The sequence below is a fragment of the Pseudomonas sp. Bout1 genome (assembly GCF_034314165.1).
Classification (GTDB): domain Bacteria; phylum Pseudomonadota; class Gammaproteobacteria; order Pseudomonadales; family Pseudomonadaceae; genus Aquipseudomonas.
Map to the genome: position 1 here is coordinate 3,293,144 of NZ_JAVIWK010000001.1, position 16,093 is coordinate 3,309,236.

The following is a 16,093-nucleotide window of genomic DNA, read 5'->3' on the forward strand; positions in this document are numbered from 1 at the left end:
CGTTTGACTGGACACCGGTGGGCAACCGGTCATATCAACGAAAAACCAGTCAGTGGCATATGCGCTGCACACTTATTCGGTCATCAAGTCTTCACCGGAATAGGCGAGCTTATGACGAAAACATTCCCCAACCACACGGTTGTCTACGACGTCGTCGTTATCGGCGGCGGCGTTGTGGGATGCGCAATGGCAAGGCGTTTTACGCTCGAGGGCGCGCGCGTCCTGCTGCTTGAAAAAAGCCCCGATATCTTGTCCGGGGCAAGTAAAGGCAACAGCGCAATTTTGCACACCGGCTTTGACGCGCCACGCGCAAGTTTGGAGCTTGCGTGCATGCAGGCCGGGTACCAGGAGTACCTGCAGATCTACCGGAAGATGGGATTGCCGCTGCTTGAGACCGGGGCGATGGTGGTGGCATGGAACGAGGATGACCTGGGCAAGTTGGAGGGGATTATTCAACAAGCCCATGACAATGGTGTCGCGGATGCGCAGTTCATTGATCGCGCGGGGGTCATGGCGCTTGAGCCTGATCTTGCGTCCACGGCCCTCGGTGCGGTGAAAGTGCCCGGCGAGTTTCTGATCGATCCGTGGTCTGCGCCCTTGGGCTATCTGCTGCAAGCGATGTTGCACGGTGCCCAGGTCCAATTTAATGCGCAGGTGAACAACGGCCACTTCGACGGCGACACGTGGTCGCTGACCACGACTGCCGGTGCGGTGAGGGCGCGCACCGTGATCAATTGCGCGGGGTTGTTCGGTGATCACCTTGAGCGCGACCTGCTCGGCCAATCCAGCTTCTCTATCCACCCGCGTAAAGGCCAGTTCGTGGTCTTTGACAAGGCGGCTTCACGCTATTTGAACAACATCATTTTGCCGGTGCCGAACGAGCGTACCAAAGGCATTGTGTTGACGAAAACGGTGTACGGCAATTTGCTCGTGGGCCCAACCGCAGAAGAACAGGACGACCGCCTTCATGCAGGGCTCGACAGCGCGGTCCTGCAGCAACTGGTAGACGCCGCGGTGCAGCGGATTCCCGCGCTGGAGGGCATGCCGGTGACGGCCACGTATGCCGCCTTACGCCCTGCCAGTGACAAAAAGGAATACCGGATACACACAGTCCCCGGTAAAAACTGGATCACCGTGGGCGGTATCCGGTCCACCGGCCTGACCGCAGCACTGGGCATCGCCCGGCACGTGTTCAGCCTGTACGAGGCCCGTCACACGCCGCTGACCGCGCAAAGCCTGCAGTGGCCGACGCTGCCCAATCTTGCCGAGCATTTACCGCGTGATTACCAGACACCCGGCTATGGGGAGATCATTTGCCACTGCGAAATGGTCACGCTCAGGGAGATCAACGCGGCACTGGCCAGCACGTTGCCGCCGGGCGACCTGGGTGGGCTGAAGCGCCGCACGCGAGCCTGCATGGGGCGTTGCCAGGGCTTTTATTGCTCGGCGCGGGTGGCCGAACTGAGTGCCGGCCGCCTGGCTATCCCGCTCGCTACAGGTGCCTGCCATGAAGCCCATTAAGACGGAACACGTCGACGTCGCGATTATCGGCGGCGGGCCATCCGGCCTTGCGGCGGCGGTGCAACTGCGTAGGTTGGGGGTTGAAAAAGTGCTCGTTATCGAGCGCGAACCCGAAGCGGGTGGCATTCCTCGTCACTGCGGCCATCCGCCGTTCGGGTTCTGGGAATACGGCAGGATTTACAGCGGGCCGGCTTATGCCAGGCGCAACGTGAGTGAAGCGCTCAACGCTGGGGTGGATATACGTGTGAAGCATTCAGTGATCAAGCTGGGCGCAGGCGGCCGCTTGGAAGTCGTCAGCCCGCAAGGGCAGACCCGCCTCCAGGCGCAGCGGGTGTTGATTACCACCGGCGCAAGGGAAACGCCGCGCTCGGCGCAGCTGGTAGGCGGCGATCGTCCGTTGGGGGTGATCAACACGGGCGCCTTCCAGTCGTACCTTTACCTGGAACACCTCAAGCCGTTTGAGCGCCCGCTGATCGTTGGCACTGAGCTGGTCAGCTTGTCTTCAATCATGAGTTGCAGGCGTGCCGGTATTCGGCCCGTGGCGATGATCGAGGCGAATAACCGCGCCACCGCGCGCTGGCCACTGTCGCTATTCCCGCGCCTGTGCGGTGTACCCATGCATTACGGCGCGCAGTTGGTCGAGATTCATGGCACGGGTCGCGTCGACGGCGCAAGTGTGCGCTTGGCCAATGGCAGCCTTGAAACGTTTGACTGCGACGGTGTACTTTTCACCGGGCGTTTTACCCCGGAGTCCAGCCTGGTAAGGCTCGGCGAGCTGCGGCTGGACCCCAACAGCGGCGGGCCGGTTATCGACCAATACGGGCGTTGCTCTGACCCGGCGTACTTTGCCGCCGGTAATGTGTTGCGGCCTGTAGAAACGGCAGGGTGGTCATTTCGCGAAGGTCGCCAGATCGCCAGCCTGATCGCTGACGATCTGCGTGGGCAACTCCCGTCATCCCGTCAAACAGTTGAGGTTCGCTGTAAAGGCGAACTGAAACTCTGCGTGCCTCAGCGGTTGAACCTTTCTCCTGTGCCGGGCATGAAACATCTTCAACTGCGCGTGAACAAAGCGGTGCGTGGGCGCCTGGTGGTGAGGGCTGACGGCCAGGCGTTGTGGTCGCGCTCGGCGTGTTATCTGCCCGAGCGCAGAATTTTGATACCGATTGCCGGCCTGAACGTGCCCCAGGGTGTTCAGCAACTTGAAGTCGACTTTGTCGCCGAATAACAAAAGGAGACCTGAAGCATGCGCATCGCCGCTATCGATCAAGGCACTACCAGTACCCGCGTAATGGTGGTCGACCAGAATGGTTCAGCTGATATCCAGCTCTCGCTGCGCCATCAACAGCATCACCCCCATCCAGGTTGGGTCGAGCATGACCCACTGGAGCTGCTTAACAATATCCAGCGTTGCCTGGAGTCCACTGGCCGGGTGGATGCGATCGGCATCGCCAACCAGGGGGAAAGCTGCCTGGCCTGGGATGCCAAAACGGGAGAACCCCTGTCTCCGGTGATCGTGTGGCAGGACAATCGCACCACGGCTGAGATCACCAAGCTGCGCAGCGCCGGGCGCGAGGCGTTGACCCTGGAACGCGCCGGGCTGCCGCTGGACCCGTATTTCTCTGCCAGCAAACTTGCCTGGATCGTGCAACACCTGCCCGCCGCTAAAAGCGCGCTCAACGCCGGGCGTCTTCGCCTTGGGACTACCGATGCGTACTTTCTGGACCGGCTCACCGGTGTTTTCGCCACCGATGTGACCACCGCGTCGAGAACCTCGCTGATGAATTTGTCGACTGGCCAATGGGACTCTGATCTCTGCGAACTCTTTGGTGTGCCCATGGAATCGCTGCCTGAAATCCGCGACACCGTGGGCAATTTTGGTGAAATCGGGGTTACCCCGGTGACGGCGTCCATCGTCGACCAGCAAGCCTCTCTGTATGGGCACGGCTGTCGAAGTGAAGGTGACGCGAAGATTACCTTCGGTACAGGCGCTTTTGCGCTTGCGTTGACCGGCGACCAGATCATTCGCGCGCCCGATAAAGGCCTGTTGGCCACCATCGCCTGGAAAATCAACGGCAAGGCAACCTACGCCATGGACGGTGGTGTGTACGACGCCAGTGCTGCCGTGGAATGGGCGGGGCGGCTGGGCCTGTTTTCCGACTTTTCGCAGCTGGCAGCGTTCGACGAGCCGCCGGCGATCTCCCGACAGTTGGCGTTTGTGCCGGCCTTATCGGGCCTGGCCTGCCCGCACTGGGACCGCAGTGCCGCCGCACTCTGGGTTGGAATGAATGGCAGTACCACACGCCAGGACATGTGCCAGGCCGTGCTGGAAGGCGTTGCGTTAAGAAGCGTCGAAGTGATCACCGCGATGGATGGGTTTCTTACCGTCACCGATCGCTTGTCCATTGATGGCGGGTTGGCGCGCAGCCCTTACTTCGCGCAGTTTCTGGCCGACGCGCTGCAACGGTGCATTGTGACCCAGCGCTTTGATGAACTGACTTCTTTCGGCTGTGCGGCACTGGCGGCCCAAGGCATGGGTATCGAGTTAACGCCACCCCGTGACACCCGTACCCAGTTCAGGCCGAAAGTCAGCGCCGCACAAGCGCTTGAATGGCGCAATACGTTTGCAGAGGCGGTTAAACGCTGCAGAGACTGGCGTTAGCTGATCGCAAGTGCGCCGCTGGCAGTCGAGCAGAAGTTCCGTAAGTTCTTTTGCTCAGTTAAAGCCTGCCCGCAGCGCGTCTGTTTGACTGTTTGAACGCTGAGGAAAGTGCAATTCCACAGTGCAAAAACAGTCTGGCATGTGAAGTGCGTTTAATAAAAGCGACTCCCACTCTTCGCCCATCAAGTGCGAAACAGGGGGAGTCTGTTCGCGGTGCATACTCCAGGAGACATTAAATGTCTGAATATAAAAAGGCAGGCGCGCAGGCGCACGGCTCAAGCACAACAGTGGGCGAAGACGGCTACCAGGCTCAATTCGAAAGAACATTGGGAAAGTTTGAATCTTTTGCGGTGGCTTTCTCATTCATATCCATTACAACCGGCTTGTTCGCCACTTACGGAAGTCTGTTGATTTCAAGTGGCCCCGTGGGTATTTGGACCTGGCCAATCGTGACACTGGGAACACTTTTGGTGGCGTTGGTGTTCGGCCTGCTTGCCAGCAAGATTCCATTGTCGGGTTTCAGCTATCAGTGGGCGAGCCGCCTGGTCAACCCGGTATTGGGGTGGTGGTTCGGTTGGGCGAGTTTTGCGTTTCTGGCGATTGTCGCGGTGGCGGTCGATTACAGCCTTGCGCAGGTGGCGTTGTTCCCACTGCTGGGCTGGGACTACACAGCCGCCGCCGGGGCATCTACCACCGTCGCCTTGTTAGTGGTGCAGATGCTGCTGATCATCTGGTCTACGCCTATCTTGACCAGGATCAACAACATGGCCGTCGGCGCGGAAGTGCTCGCGGTGTTTGGCTTGATCGTGGCGATTGGCGTGGCGGTGGCGTTCTTTGGTAAAGGCAATGCCTCAAACCTGGTCTCGACCGGCGTCATTCACAGTGACAATTACTTTGGTTGGCTCGGGCCCTTCATGCTGTCCGGGTTGCTCGGCGCCTTCACGCTGGTGGGTTGGGAGTCGGCGGCAAACCTCGCTGAAGAAACACACAACCCCAAGCAAGTGGTTCCGCGCGCCATGGTTAACGCGATACTGGTCAGTGGCGTACTCGGCACGCTGTTCCTGATCGTCGTCAGCCTGGGGCTTGGGGATCATGTGGAGGAGCTGACCAAAAGCTCCGCCCCCGTTGCGGACGTGATCCGTATGACCTTGGGAGAGGTGTTCAGCAAGGTAGTGCTCGTGGTGGTGTGCATCGCGATTTTCGCCTGCGGCCTCGTGATCATGACCAGCAATAGCCGCCTGATTCATGCGATGGCGCGCGATGGGCGTTTGCCCTTTTCTGAAAAACTCAGCGTGGTGCCTCGCCCTACAGGCGGCCCGCTATGGGCAACTGTGCTGGCCGGCGTCGTTTCGATTGCCATCGTCTTGAGCTTCTACACCAGCCCCGACGCGTTGACCCAACTACTGGGCGCAGCCACCCTGTTTCCTGCCTTGCTCTACAGCGGCACTGTGTTGCTATACATCTTTACCCGCCACAAACACGTCCATCACCCCGACGATTTCACGCTTGGGAAGTGGGAGTGGCCGGTGGTTGTCGGCGCGTGTATCTGGCTGTTCGTAGAGATGTGCGTGTTCATCATTCCGTCTGATTTTCGCGTGGCGCAACTGTATGTACTGGCGTCCATGGGCATCGGTGCACTGGTTTTCCTGTCGGTCTGGATGAACCGTCGCAAGCAGCTTGAACGCATGCCGGTGCTGGGCGCCTATCTTTAACCCACCGCGCTCACTGCGCGGGCGCCGGGTGGGCCCATAGCCCACCCGGTCAGCCTCATTGCCATTCCGAGCGACTGATTGGCGGCGCTTCATGCACCTCCACATGCGCCTCTGCCAGGGCTTTGGCGAGTTCGCCCATGGGCTTTCGATCAATGATCAGTCGGTCGATTCGCTCCAGCGGGAACACCTGGAACAGCGCACGCTTGCCCATTTTCGATGAGTCTGCAATCACCGTGAGATAACGCGTGCGGGCAATCATTGCGCGGGTGATTTCAGCTTCCTCGATGGAAAAGTCAAACGCGCCATCCGCGCTCAAGGCACCGATCGTCACCACCGCATGTTCAGCATTGAACCTGGCGATTTGCTCCATGGCCAACGCGCCGATGTTCTGTTCCGACTCCGGCCGATATTCCCCGCCGATCACAAACACCCGGTTGCCGCTGGCCCCAATGCTCGCGGCAATCAGCAGGGAGTTGGTGATCACTGTGATGCGACTGAGCCTGGCCAGTTCGCGCGCAAAAAACAGCGTCGTGGTGCCGGTGTCGATCAAGATACTGTCGCCCGGCGCATACAGCCCCGCGGCATACCTGGCAACGGCTCGCTTCTCTGGCGAGTACTCATTCATCCGAGTCTGGAAGGCATTTTCATGCTCCCCGCTCGGTGGAAGGGATGCGCCGCCGTGAAATTTGGTGACCTGGCCTTCTTCGGATAGAACCGTCAGGTCCCTGCGAATCGTTTCCTGCGAGGTGCTGAGGGTGCGAGCCAATTCATCGACTGAAATTCGCTCGCGCTGTCGCAGCAATTCAAGAATATGTTGGCGTCGTTCTGTAGGGCGCATGTGTCGTCCTCGGGTGCTACACGAAGTGCTGTATTGGGGCGCATCCCTGTTACCTGGGAACACAAATGGAGCGATGGTAACGCGACGGGTGCCGCCTCTGCGAAACCACAGGCAATGGGCCGTGGCATTCAGGCACAGCGGCCTCGCCCCGTGCCCACTGCACTGCAAGGCTGCCCTGCAGAATACGCCGCAGAAATGACCGATTCCAGTGGGTTTGTCATTCAAAACCACATCAAAACAACGAATGGCATATGAAGTGTTTGTAATACGCTGAGAAACGGCAGGGCAGGTACGCGTCCACCGTGGACTTATGAAAGCAGTCATTAAACCGGGCGTCTGTGCGCAGGCAACCCTTGGCGATCATTTAGCTTTTATCGCCCACTTCCAGCCGACGCTGATCATGCCGATTTTGCTGGCCAAAGCTGTTCGGCGGGCTGCTCGCCGTTGGCGCCGCTATCAAACAATCCATCACTTGGAAGGGGTAGAAACCTTCCATTTCAACGAGGTAAACATGCGAAAGATTTTTCTAGCCTGCCCGTATAGCCACGCCGATGCTTCGGTAACCCATGAGCGATTTATTGCGTGCAACAAAGTCGCGGCAACCCTCGTTGAGTCTGGCAACGCAGTGTTCAGCCAGGTCTCCATGTCCCATCCGATCAACCTTGCCTTTGAAGGCAAAGACAGCGCAGCTGTCGGCAAGCTTTGGGCACCGGTCGATGCGTTTTTCATGGAAGCATTGGAAGAACTGATTGTTCTCGACCTGCCCGGTTGGGACCTGAGTTCCGGGATCAAACGCGAAATAGAGTTCTTCAAAAGTCGCGGTCGCCGGGTGAGCCTCTGGTCTGAAGTGGCGTCGCAGTTCAACTGAGGCGAAAAGGGCAGGCCCGCCAGCGCGTGGTCGGCGGTCACCCTCACTAATGTCATGAAATGGCACGCCCTGGCGCCTTTGGTTGTGGCCGGTTTTTCACAAACCCGCACAATTGCCTGCAAATAATCAGATCAATCGCCGGTGCTTGCTCCACCGCCCGGCGATTCTGGAGGCAGGCAGATGAAACTCGACGCGAGCATAGCAGCAGTGGTCACCGGGGGCGCCTCGGGGTTGGGTGAGGCGGTAGTGCGCAGGTTGGCTGCGGCCGGTGTGAAAGTGACCATTTTCGATATGAATGCCGAGCGTGGGCAGCAGGTCGCGTGGGACGTCGATGGGCTGTTTTGCCAGGTCGACGTGCAGTCGGATGAGTCGGTGGACCAAGGGTTTTCCGCCGCCCGCGAGGCCCATGGCCAGGAGCGCATTCTGGTGAACTGTGCGGGTATTTCCAAAGGCGCCAAGACCGCTGGCCGCGACCGCGCCACGGGCGTGATCAAAGCCTTCCCGAGTGCCGATTTCGACCGCGTGATTCAAATCAACCTGGTCGGCAGTTTTCGCTGCTTGTCGCGCTCCGCCGCCGGCATGCTCAGTCTTGAGCCTCTGGCCCATGGTGAGCGCGGGGTCATCGTCAACACCGCAAGCGTAGCGGCCCAGGACGGCCAGGTCGGTCAGTCGGCCTATTCCGCGTCCAAAGCCGGGGTGGTCGGCATGACGTTGCCGATCGCTCGCGACCTGGCGGGTGAGGGCGTGCGCATCAACTGCATCCTGCCGGGCCTGTTTGCCACGCCGATGATGGCGGGCCTGCCTGACACCGTGCAGCAGTCCCTGGCAGCCTCGGTACCGTTCCCCCATCGCTTGGGCCTGCCTGAAGAATACGCCGACCTCGCGACGTTCCTGATCACCAACAGCTACATGAACGGTGAATCGGTGCGCCTTGATGGTGCCATTCGTCTTGCACCTCGCTGATCCCGGAGCTTCCATGACTTGTGCTTATATCTTTGACGCCGTGCGCACCCCGCGCGGTCGCGGGCGGCCGGACGGTGCGCTGCATGAGGTGACGTCCCTGGCCCTGGCAGTGCAGGTGCTGCAAGCCATCCGTGAACGTAACCACCTGGACACCACCTGGGTCGATGACGTGATTCTTGGCTGCGTGATGCCGGTGGGCGAACAGGGCAGCGACATCGCGCGCATTGCGGCGCTGGTCGCAGGCTACGCGCAGAGTGTGCCGGGGGTGAGCATCAACCGGTTCTGCGCCTCGGGCCTTGAGGCGTGCAATATGGCTGCGGGCAAAGTACTCAGCGGCGAGGCACGCATGGTGGTGGCCGGCGGTGTGGAGTCGATGTCGCGGGTGGCGTTGGGTGCCGATGGTGGTGCGATGCTGGTCGATCCCAGCTTTGCCTTCGATCACTACTACGCGCCCCAAGGCATTGGCGCCGACCTTATCGCCACCTTGTTCGGCTACAGCCGCGAGGCCGTGGATAGCTACGCCGTTGAAAGCCAGCGCCGCGCCGCGCGTGCCTGGGAGCAAGGGCGCTTCGCCAGGTCGATCGTGCCGGTGCTGGACCAGAGCGGCATCGTGCTGCTGGATCGCGATGAACATATGCGCCCACAAACCACCGTGCAGTCCCTGGCCGGGCTCAAGCCGGCATTCGCCAAGCAGGGCGAGTCCGGTTACGACAGCGCCGCGCTCGCACGCTACCCGATGGTCGAGCAGATCAACCACGTTCACCACGGCGGCAACTCGTCTGGCGTGGTGGACGGCGCCTCAGCCGTGTTGATCGGCTCCAAAGCCGCCGGCGAAGCATTGGGTCTTAAGCCTCGTGCACGCATCAAGGGCATGGTTTCGGTAGGTTCCGAGCCGACCATCATGCTCACCGGCCCGGCCATTGCCACGCGCAAAGTGCTTGATCGCCTGGGCATGACCACCGCTGACATCGACCTGTTTGAACTCAACGAAGCGTTTGCCGCTGTGGTGCTGCGCTACTTGCAGGTGCTCGACCTGGACCCGGCCAAGGTCAACGTCAACGGCGGTGCGATTGCCATGGGGCACCCGCTGGGGGCCACCGGCGCGATGATTCTGGGCACCGCCCTGGACGAGCTGGAGCGCACCGGCCAGGGAACCGCACTGGTCAACCTGTGCGTGGGTGCCGGCATGGGCACCGCTACCGTCATCGAGCGGGTTTGAGGAGCGATATGAACAATTTTTCCATCACGATCGACGCCGAGGGTGTCGCGCTGATTACCTTCGATGTGCCCGGCAAGGGCATGAATGTGATCAGCTTTGAAGTGCAGCGCGAGTTCGGCGAGCTGGTCGAAACGCTGCGCAGCAACCCCAAAATCCGCGGGGCGGTGCTGGTCTCGGGCAAAGCCAGCGGTTTTTGCGCGGGGGCCGATTTGCCGGAAATCGTCGGTTATTTTGACCTGTGGCGAGCGGCCCGAAGCCAGGCAGAACTGCGCACTGCGTTGGCCGAAAGCGCCAGTTGGTCGCGGCACCTGCGCGCCCTGGAAACCTGCGGCAAACCCGTCGCGGTGGCCATCACAGGCCTGGCCCTGGGCGGCGGGCTGGAATTGGTGCTCGCCTGCCATTACCGGGTGGCGGTGGACGACCCCAAGCTGCGCCTGGCTTTTCCGGAAGTCGGCGTAGGCCTGTTGCCCGGTGCCGGTGGCACGCAGCGCCTGACCCGCTTGCTCGGCGTGAGCGCGGTACTGCCCCACTTGCTGGAGGGCACACCGATTGCACCCGCCGAGGCGCTGGCGACCGGCGTGGTACACGCCTTGCTGCCCGCCGATCAACTGCTGCAAACGGCACGGCGCTGGGTACTCGAACACCCGGATGCCCAGGCGAGCTGGGACCAGGCCAATTTCCAGTTGCCCGCGGGCGCTGTGCATTCGGCCCAGGGTTATCGGTATTTCGGCCCGGCCCTGGCGGCGCGTCTTGGCACGGCGGGTGAGCACTACCCGGCAGTCGCCAATATCCTTAAATGCGTCTACGAAGGCGCTCAAGTACCGATAGACGCAGGGTTGCGCATTGAATCGCGCTACTTTTTCAACACCGTGCGTTCGCCGCAGGCCAAGGCCATCGCGCGCACCCAATTCATATCGCGCCAGGCCCTGGCCAAGCGTGAAAGCCGCGAAAACCTCAGTGACTACCTCAGTCAATTGCGCCATGCCGTCGCGGCGGAGCAACGGGCGATGAAAGAGGAAGGGGTGTCGCCCACGCTGGTTGCCAGCCTGTCCCGGCGCAATGCGCTGAACGCAGAGGCCGAGTGCCCTTCAGGCGCTGTTGAGCCAAGCGTGGAGGACGTGGATTTTGCCGCGATTGCCGAACTGGAGCGGCGGTTGCTCTACACCCAGGCGTTGACCGCCGTACGTTGCCTGGACAACCACGTGGTCGAGGACCCGCTGGAGGCCGACTGCGGCGCTGTGGCGGCAGGCTTCCCGGTATGGAGCGGCGGGCCGGTTTCATACATTGAGGTGCAAGGCCTGGACGCCTTTGTTGCCGAGGCCGACCGCTTGGCCAGCCGTTTCCCGCAGCGCTTCAGTGTGCCCCACAGCTTGCGTGAACGGGCCGCCGCCAAGCGTGGTTTCTATTCCTGATCCTTAGTGCATCGAGGCAACACATGGCCATTGTTATTGTTGAAAACCGTGCAGGCGAACACATGACCCTGCAAGCGCAAAACGCACAGAGCCTGATGGACATCATGCGGTCCGGCGGCGTCGACGACATCCTCGCGTTGTGCGGTGGCACCTGCTCCTGCGCTACCTGCCATGTGATCGTCGATCCCGCTTTTGCCGATCGGCTGGCGCCCATGGGCGACGACGAAAATGACCTGCTCGACAGTTCCGACCACCGCACCGCGACTTCGCGCCTGTCCTGCCAGGTGATCTTCCGGGAAGACATGGATGGCCTGCGCGTCACCATCGCGCCGGAAGACTGATACCGCCTGCCGGGTTTGCGTTGACGCCGATAAGAACAACAAGAGGACCACACCATGCACAAAGACGTCGTGATCGTCGGTGCCGGCCATGCCGGTGCCCAAGCGGCCAGCCTGTTGCGCCAGCAGGGTTTCGAAGGCTCCATTGCGCTGATCGGGGAGGAGCATGAGCTGCCTTATGAGCGTCCGCCATTGTCCAAGGAATACCTGGCAGGCGAAAAAAGCTTTGATCACCTGTTGCTGCGCCCGGCGAGTTTCTGGAACGAAAAACATATCGATCTGCGCTTGGCCCAGCGTGTTGTGGGCGTCGATGCCCGAGCGCATCGGCTGACGCTGGACAGCGGCGCCCAGCTTGATTATGGCCAGCTCATCTGGGCTACCGGCGGCGCACCACGGCGCCTCAGTTGCCCGGGTCACGACCTGCAGGGCGTGCATTCAGTGCGTAACCGAGCCGATGTCGACCGCATGATCCACGAGCTGCCCGCCATGCAGCGGGTGCTGGTGATCGGCGGTGGCTATATCGGGCTGGAAGCCGCGGCGGTCTTGAGCAAACTGGGCAAGTCGGTGACCGTACTCGAAGCCCAGGACCGGGTCTTGGCACGTGTGGCCGGGGAAGCGCTGTCGCGTTTCTACGAAACTGAGCATCGGGCCAATGGTGTGGAGGTTCGCCTCAACGTGTTGGTCGATCATTTGGTCGGGGAGGGCGGCAAGGTCGTCGGCGTGGCCCTGGCGGACGGTAGCGTGCTGCAAGCCGATATGGTCATTGTCGGCATCGGTATCGTGCCGGCCATTGCGCCGTTGCTGGAAGCCGGCCTGCAAGACTGCAACGGTGTGCAAGTGGACGCATTTTGCCGCGCGGCGCTGCCGGATGTGTTTGCCATCGGCGACTGCGCCGCGCACCTCAACCCCTATTGTGCGGTTCAGACCCCGATTCGCCTGGAGTCGGTACAAAACGCGAATGATCAGGCCAAGGTGGTCTCACGGTTTATCACCGGCCAGGCGCAAGCCTACGATGCGGTGCCGTGGTTCTGGTCCGACCAGTACGACCTGAAACTGCAAACCGTCGGCCTGTCCCTGGGCTACGACCAGACGGTGCTGCGCGGCGACCCTGCCACCCGCAGCTTCAGTGTGGTGTACCTCAGGCAAGGCCGGGTACTGGCCCTGGACTGCGTGAACCAGGTACGCGATTACGTGCAGGGCAAAGCGCTGGTCAAGGCAGGTTTCGCCCCCGACCTGGTTGCGCTGGCTGACGCCGACCTGCCGCTTAAGGCTGTGCCTGGCGTGGCGGCAGTGGTGCAGGAGTCCGCCCCATGAGCCCTGCACCAGTACGCCTGGACATTACGCGGGGCATCGCCAACCTGACGTTTGATCGGCCTGAGGCACTCAACGCCATCAACGTCGAAATGGCCCAGACTCTGTTGGCGCTCTGCGAGCAACTGCAGGGGCGTGAAGAGGTGCGCGTGATCGTACTCAGCGGCGCGGGCCGTGCCTTTATGGCCGGCGGCGACCTTGCGGCATTCGACGCCAGCGACGCCCCGGCTGAACTGGCCTCGGCGATCATCGAGCCGCTGCATGCCGCCCTCAGGCTGCTGGCACACATGCCCCAAGTGGTCATCGGCAGCGTGCACGGGCCGGTATCCGGTGCAGGCATGAGCCTGGCCCTGGGTTGCGACCTGACCATCGCCGCGAGCAACACACGGTTTTGCCTGGCCTATAGCGCCATCGCTACCAGCCCCGATGGCGGGGGGTCCTGGCATTTGCTGCGGCAGCTGGGACGCCAGCGCGCGCTGCAACTGGCCCTGTGCAATAACGTGTTGAGTGCCAACGAAGCGCTGGCCCTGGGGCTGATCGCAAGCGTGGTGTCTGCAGGCTCGTTGCACGAAGACACGCAGTGTCTTGCGCGCAAGCTGGCCTGCGGGCCCACCTTCGCCTACGGCCAGATAAAGCAGTTGCTGCGCCAGGCCGCCGACCACACGTTGGAGCAGCAATTGGAGGCCGAGCACCAGGCCTTTCGTGCCTGCGCCGGCACAGCGGATTTTCGCGAAGGTGTCGCAGCGTTTTTTGCCAAGCGCAAGGCGATATACAGCCACAGCTGATGCGTGACATTCCTTTGGTTTGACGCGGTAAAGCGAGCGTCATCGGGCCGATTCAGTGCTGACTGAATCGGCATTTTTTTGTCCGGCGTTTGTTCGTGCTGCAGCGGTCGCGGTTTTTGGCACGAAATGCTTCGCAGGCTCCAGCGTTGCCATCGCTGCGAGCCGGCCGACAGGCCAACAATTGGTCAACAGCCTCCCATTCGCCGGCCAGCCACGAATGGCGATAAATCTAAAAATGGGCAAGTGACGACTTATGACCACACGCGATGTTCTCTCTACCGACCGCACCGAATTCAAACCGGCGATCAGCGCTGGCGTGGTGCCCGCCGGCCTTCTTCAACAGCTGCATGCGGTGGTCGGTGAGGGCGGCATGCTCACGGGCGAAGACGTCAGTTCACGCCATCCGGGTGTGTTCATGGCACGCATCGAGGCAGATGCCATCCTGCGCCCCACGACCTCGGAGCAAGTGTCGCAAATCCTTGCCTTGTGCAACGCCGCTCGCCAGCCGGTGGTGGTGCAGGGCGGGATGTCCGGCTGGGTGCGGGCCACGCAGACTCGGCCGGGTGATGTGGTGGTGTCGCTGGAACGGATGAACCGTATCGAACACATTGACCTGGAGAACCGCACCGCCACGGTCCAGGCCGGGGTGATCCTGGAAACCTTGCAGGATCACGTGCAGCCTTCAGGCCTGAGCTTTGCCCTCGACTTGGGTGGGCGCGGGTCCTGCCAGTTGGGCGGTAACGCGGCGACCAACGCCGGCGGTGTGCGGGTGATTCGCTACGGAATGATGCGCGAGCAGATCCTTGGTATGGAAGTGGTGTTGGCCGATGGGCGCATCGTTTCGTCGCTCAACCGCATGCTCAAAAACAACACGGGGTATGACCTCAAGCAGCTGTTTATCGGCAGCGAAGGCACCCTGGGCGTGATTACCCGCCTGGTGTTGCGCCTGCGCGAATTGCCCTCGAGCAGCAACACGGCGATGGTCTGTGCTTCGCGTTTCGAGCAGTTGGCAAAACTGCTGCGGCACATGGATGGCGCCCTCGGGGGGCAGCTCAGTGCCTTCGAGATGATCGACAATAATTTTTACCGGGTGAATACCCGGCCCGGCCGCCATCAACCGCCGTTGCCGGTGGACAAGCCGTATTACGCGATCATCGAGACCCTCGGCGCCGACCAGCCGCGGGACACCGAACTGTTTGAAAAGGCCCTGGAAGCAGGTATCGAGAAAGGCCTGATCGACGACGCGGTCATCGCCCGTTCGGAGCGCGAGAAGCTATCGATCTGGGAAATCCGCGAAGACCTTGAGCATCTGGTCAAGGATTTTCGCCCCTTCTACGCTTTTGATATTTCCCTGCCGGTGGGTGACATGGAGGCCTATATGGCCCAGGTCACCGCGCGCTTGCACCAGCGCTGGCCCGAGGGCTTGATCGCGTTTCTGGGGCACGTCGGCGACGGCAACCTGCATATTGCGATTGGCGCCGGCACCGACGATGAGCGTGAACCGGTGGAGGCCTGCGTCTATGAGCCACTGGCCGCGTACCAGGGGTCGGTGTCGGCCGAGCATGGGATCGGCCTGGAGAAAAAACACTGGTTCCCCATCAGCCGCACGCCTATCGAGCGCGCGTTGATGCAGAACCTGAAAGACCTGCTCGATCCCAACGGCATCCTCAATCCCGGCAAAATCTTCGACACCGAGCCTGGTTCGGCGGCGGGCGAGCAAGCGCCATGACTCGCCTCCAACCCTTGCGCCTGCACGGTTACGCCGTCAGCAACTACTTCAATATTGCCCACGCCGCGTTGATCGAGACCGCAACGCCGTTTGAACTGGTGACTACCCGGGCCAGCCAGCAGGCGGAGTTCCTGGCAATCAGCCCAATGGGCAAAATTCCGCTGCTGCACACCCCGGCCGGCTGGATCGGCGAGACCGTGGCGATCCTGGGCTATATCGAAGACTGCCTGCCAATCCCGACCTTGCACGCTGCCGATCCGTTCCAGCGTGCCCGTGAGCGCCAGGTCATCAACGTGGTGCAGTTGTATGTCGAGGCACCCGTACGTTCATTGTTCCCCGGCGTATTCATGGGCGCCAATAACAGCCCCGTGAGCGTTGCGGCAGCACGTATCACCCTCGACCGAGCCGTCGTTGCCTTGCGCCACCTCGTCGCCCCGGGGCCGTTTCTGATGGGCCCGGCCCTCAGCTATGCCGACCTGTTCGCGTTCTATTGCCTGGACATCGCCGAGCGCGTCTGTGGCTTCGTCTACCGCCGCTCGATTCTTGCCGAACTGGGCTTGCAAGGCTGGTTCGCACAGATGGCCCAGCGTGACAGCACCCAGACGGTGCTGGCGTTGTTCGAGGACGCCTTCGGGCAATACCTCAAGGAAAAAAATGCGACTTACCGCTTTCGACCTGTGGGTTACCGAACTCGGACCCCAGCCATTGAGCAGCGGCCCGCCTGATACACCCACGATT

General features: G+C 61.4%; 14 protein-coding genes and 1 pseudogene. 14 read left to right on the forward strand and 1 reads right to left on the reverse strand.

Going from position 1 to position 16,093, the window contains the following annotated elements; genetic code table 11:
• Positions 1-111 precede the first annotated feature (111 nt).
• The 4 genes from RGV33_RS15410 (at position 112) to RGV33_RS15425 (ending at position 5,892) form a co-directional block, all read left to right on the forward strand.
• The gene (locus tag RGV33_RS15410) at positions 112-1,521 is read left to right on the forward strand and encodes an NAD(P)/FAD-dependent oxidoreductase (protein WP_322145004.1); all 1,410 of its coding nucleotides are present in this window, start codon (positions 112-114) and stop codon (positions 1,519-1,521) included.
• Positions 1,508-2,746: an NAD(P)/FAD-dependent oxidoreductase gene (locus RGV33_RS15415; protein WP_322145005.1), complete on the forward strand. Its 1,239-nt coding sequence runs from the start codon at positions 1,508-1,510 to the stop codon at positions 2,744-2,746. The genes RGV33_RS15410 and RGV33_RS15415 overlap by 14 nt, the downstream gene beginning before the upstream one ends.
• Positions 2,747-2,764: 18 nt before the next feature.
• Positions 2,765-4,180, forward strand: a complete 1,416-nt coding sequence (locus tag RGV33_RS15420; RefSeq protein ID WP_322145006.1) for a glycerol kinase — start codon at positions 2,765-2,767, stop codon at positions 4,178-4,180.
• 236 nt (positions 4,181-4,416) lie between these two features.
• Entirely contained in the window at positions 4,417-5,892 is a 1,476-nt protein-coding gene (locus tag RGV33_RS15425; RefSeq protein WP_322145007.1) for an amino acid permease, read from the forward strand.
• Positions 5,893-5,947: 55 nt separating this feature from the next.
• Here the strand turns inward: RGV33_RS15425 and RGV33_RS15430 are convergent, their stop codons facing one another.
• The gene (locus RGV33_RS15430; RefSeq protein ID WP_322145008.1) at positions 5,948-6,730 is read right to left on the reverse strand and encodes a DeoR/GlpR family DNA-binding transcription regulator; all 783 of its coding nucleotides are present in this window, start codon (positions 6,728-6,730) and stop codon (positions 5,948-5,950) included.
• Positions 6,731-7,061: 331 nt separating this feature from the next.
• Between RGV33_RS15430 and eutH the strand changes: the two are divergent.
• From eutH to RGV33_RS15480, 10 genes and pseudogenes are all read left to right on the forward strand, one after another.
• Positions 7,062-7,200, forward strand: a pseudogene (gene eutH / locus RGV33_RS34275) (ethanolamine utilization protein EutH); the annotation flags it as partial.
• A 41-nt stretch (positions 7,201-7,241) separates the two neighbouring features.
• Entirely contained in the window at positions 7,242-7,598 is a 357-nt protein-coding gene (locus RGV33_RS15440; protein ID WP_322148683.1) for a DUF1937 family protein, read from the forward strand.
• A 180-nt stretch (positions 7,599-7,778) separates the two neighbouring features.
• Entirely contained in the window at positions 7,779-8,561 is a 783-nt protein-coding gene (locus tag RGV33_RS15445; RefSeq protein ID WP_322145009.1) for an SDR family NAD(P)-dependent oxidoreductase, read from the forward strand.
• Positions 8,562-8,574: 13 nt separating this feature from the next.
• Positions 8,575-9,780 carry an acetyl-CoA C-acetyltransferase gene (locus RGV33_RS15450; protein ID WP_322145010.1) on the forward strand — a complete coding sequence of 402 codons (1,206 nt, stop codon included), beginning with the start codon at positions 8,575-8,577 and terminating at the stop codon, positions 9,778-9,780.
• An 8-nt stretch (positions 9,781-9,788) separates the two neighbouring features.
• Positions 9,789-11,192: an enoyl-CoA hydratase-related protein gene (locus tag RGV33_RS15455; protein WP_322145011.1), complete on the forward strand. Its 1,404-nt coding sequence runs from the start codon at positions 9,789-9,791 to the stop codon at positions 11,190-11,192.
• Positions 11,193-11,215: 23 nt separating this feature from the next.
• The gene (locus RGV33_RS15460) at positions 11,216-11,533 is read left to right on the forward strand and encodes a 2Fe-2S iron-sulfur cluster-binding protein (protein WP_322145012.1); all 318 of its coding nucleotides are present in this window, start codon (positions 11,216-11,218) and stop codon (positions 11,531-11,533) included.
• 54 nt (positions 11,534-11,587) lie between these two features.
• Positions 11,588-12,844 carry an NAD(P)/FAD-dependent oxidoreductase gene (locus RGV33_RS15465; protein WP_322145013.1) on the forward strand — a complete coding sequence of 419 codons (1,257 nt, stop codon included), beginning with the start codon at positions 11,588-11,590 and terminating at the stop codon, positions 12,842-12,844.
• On the forward strand, positions 12,841-13,626 hold the full coding sequence (locus tag RGV33_RS15470) for an enoyl-CoA hydratase/isomerase family protein (protein ID WP_322145014.1): 786 nt from the start codon (positions 12,841-12,843) through the stop codon (positions 13,624-13,626). The genes RGV33_RS15465 and RGV33_RS15470 overlap by 4 nt, the downstream gene beginning before the upstream one ends.
• Positions 13,627-13,879: 253 nt before the next feature.
• Complete coding sequence (locus RGV33_RS15475; protein ID WP_322145015.1) at positions 13,880-15,355, forward strand: FAD-binding oxidoreductase; 1,476 nt, start codon at positions 13,880-13,882, stop codon at positions 15,353-15,355.
• Positions 15,352-16,080 (forward strand): glutathione S-transferase family protein, encoded by a 729-nt coding sequence (locus tag RGV33_RS15480; protein WP_322145016.1) that lies wholly within the window; start codon positions 15,352-15,354, stop codon positions 16,078-16,080. The genes RGV33_RS15475 and RGV33_RS15480 overlap by 4 nt, the downstream gene beginning before the upstream one ends.
• The last annotated feature ends 13 nt before the right edge of the window (positions 16,081-16,093 follow it).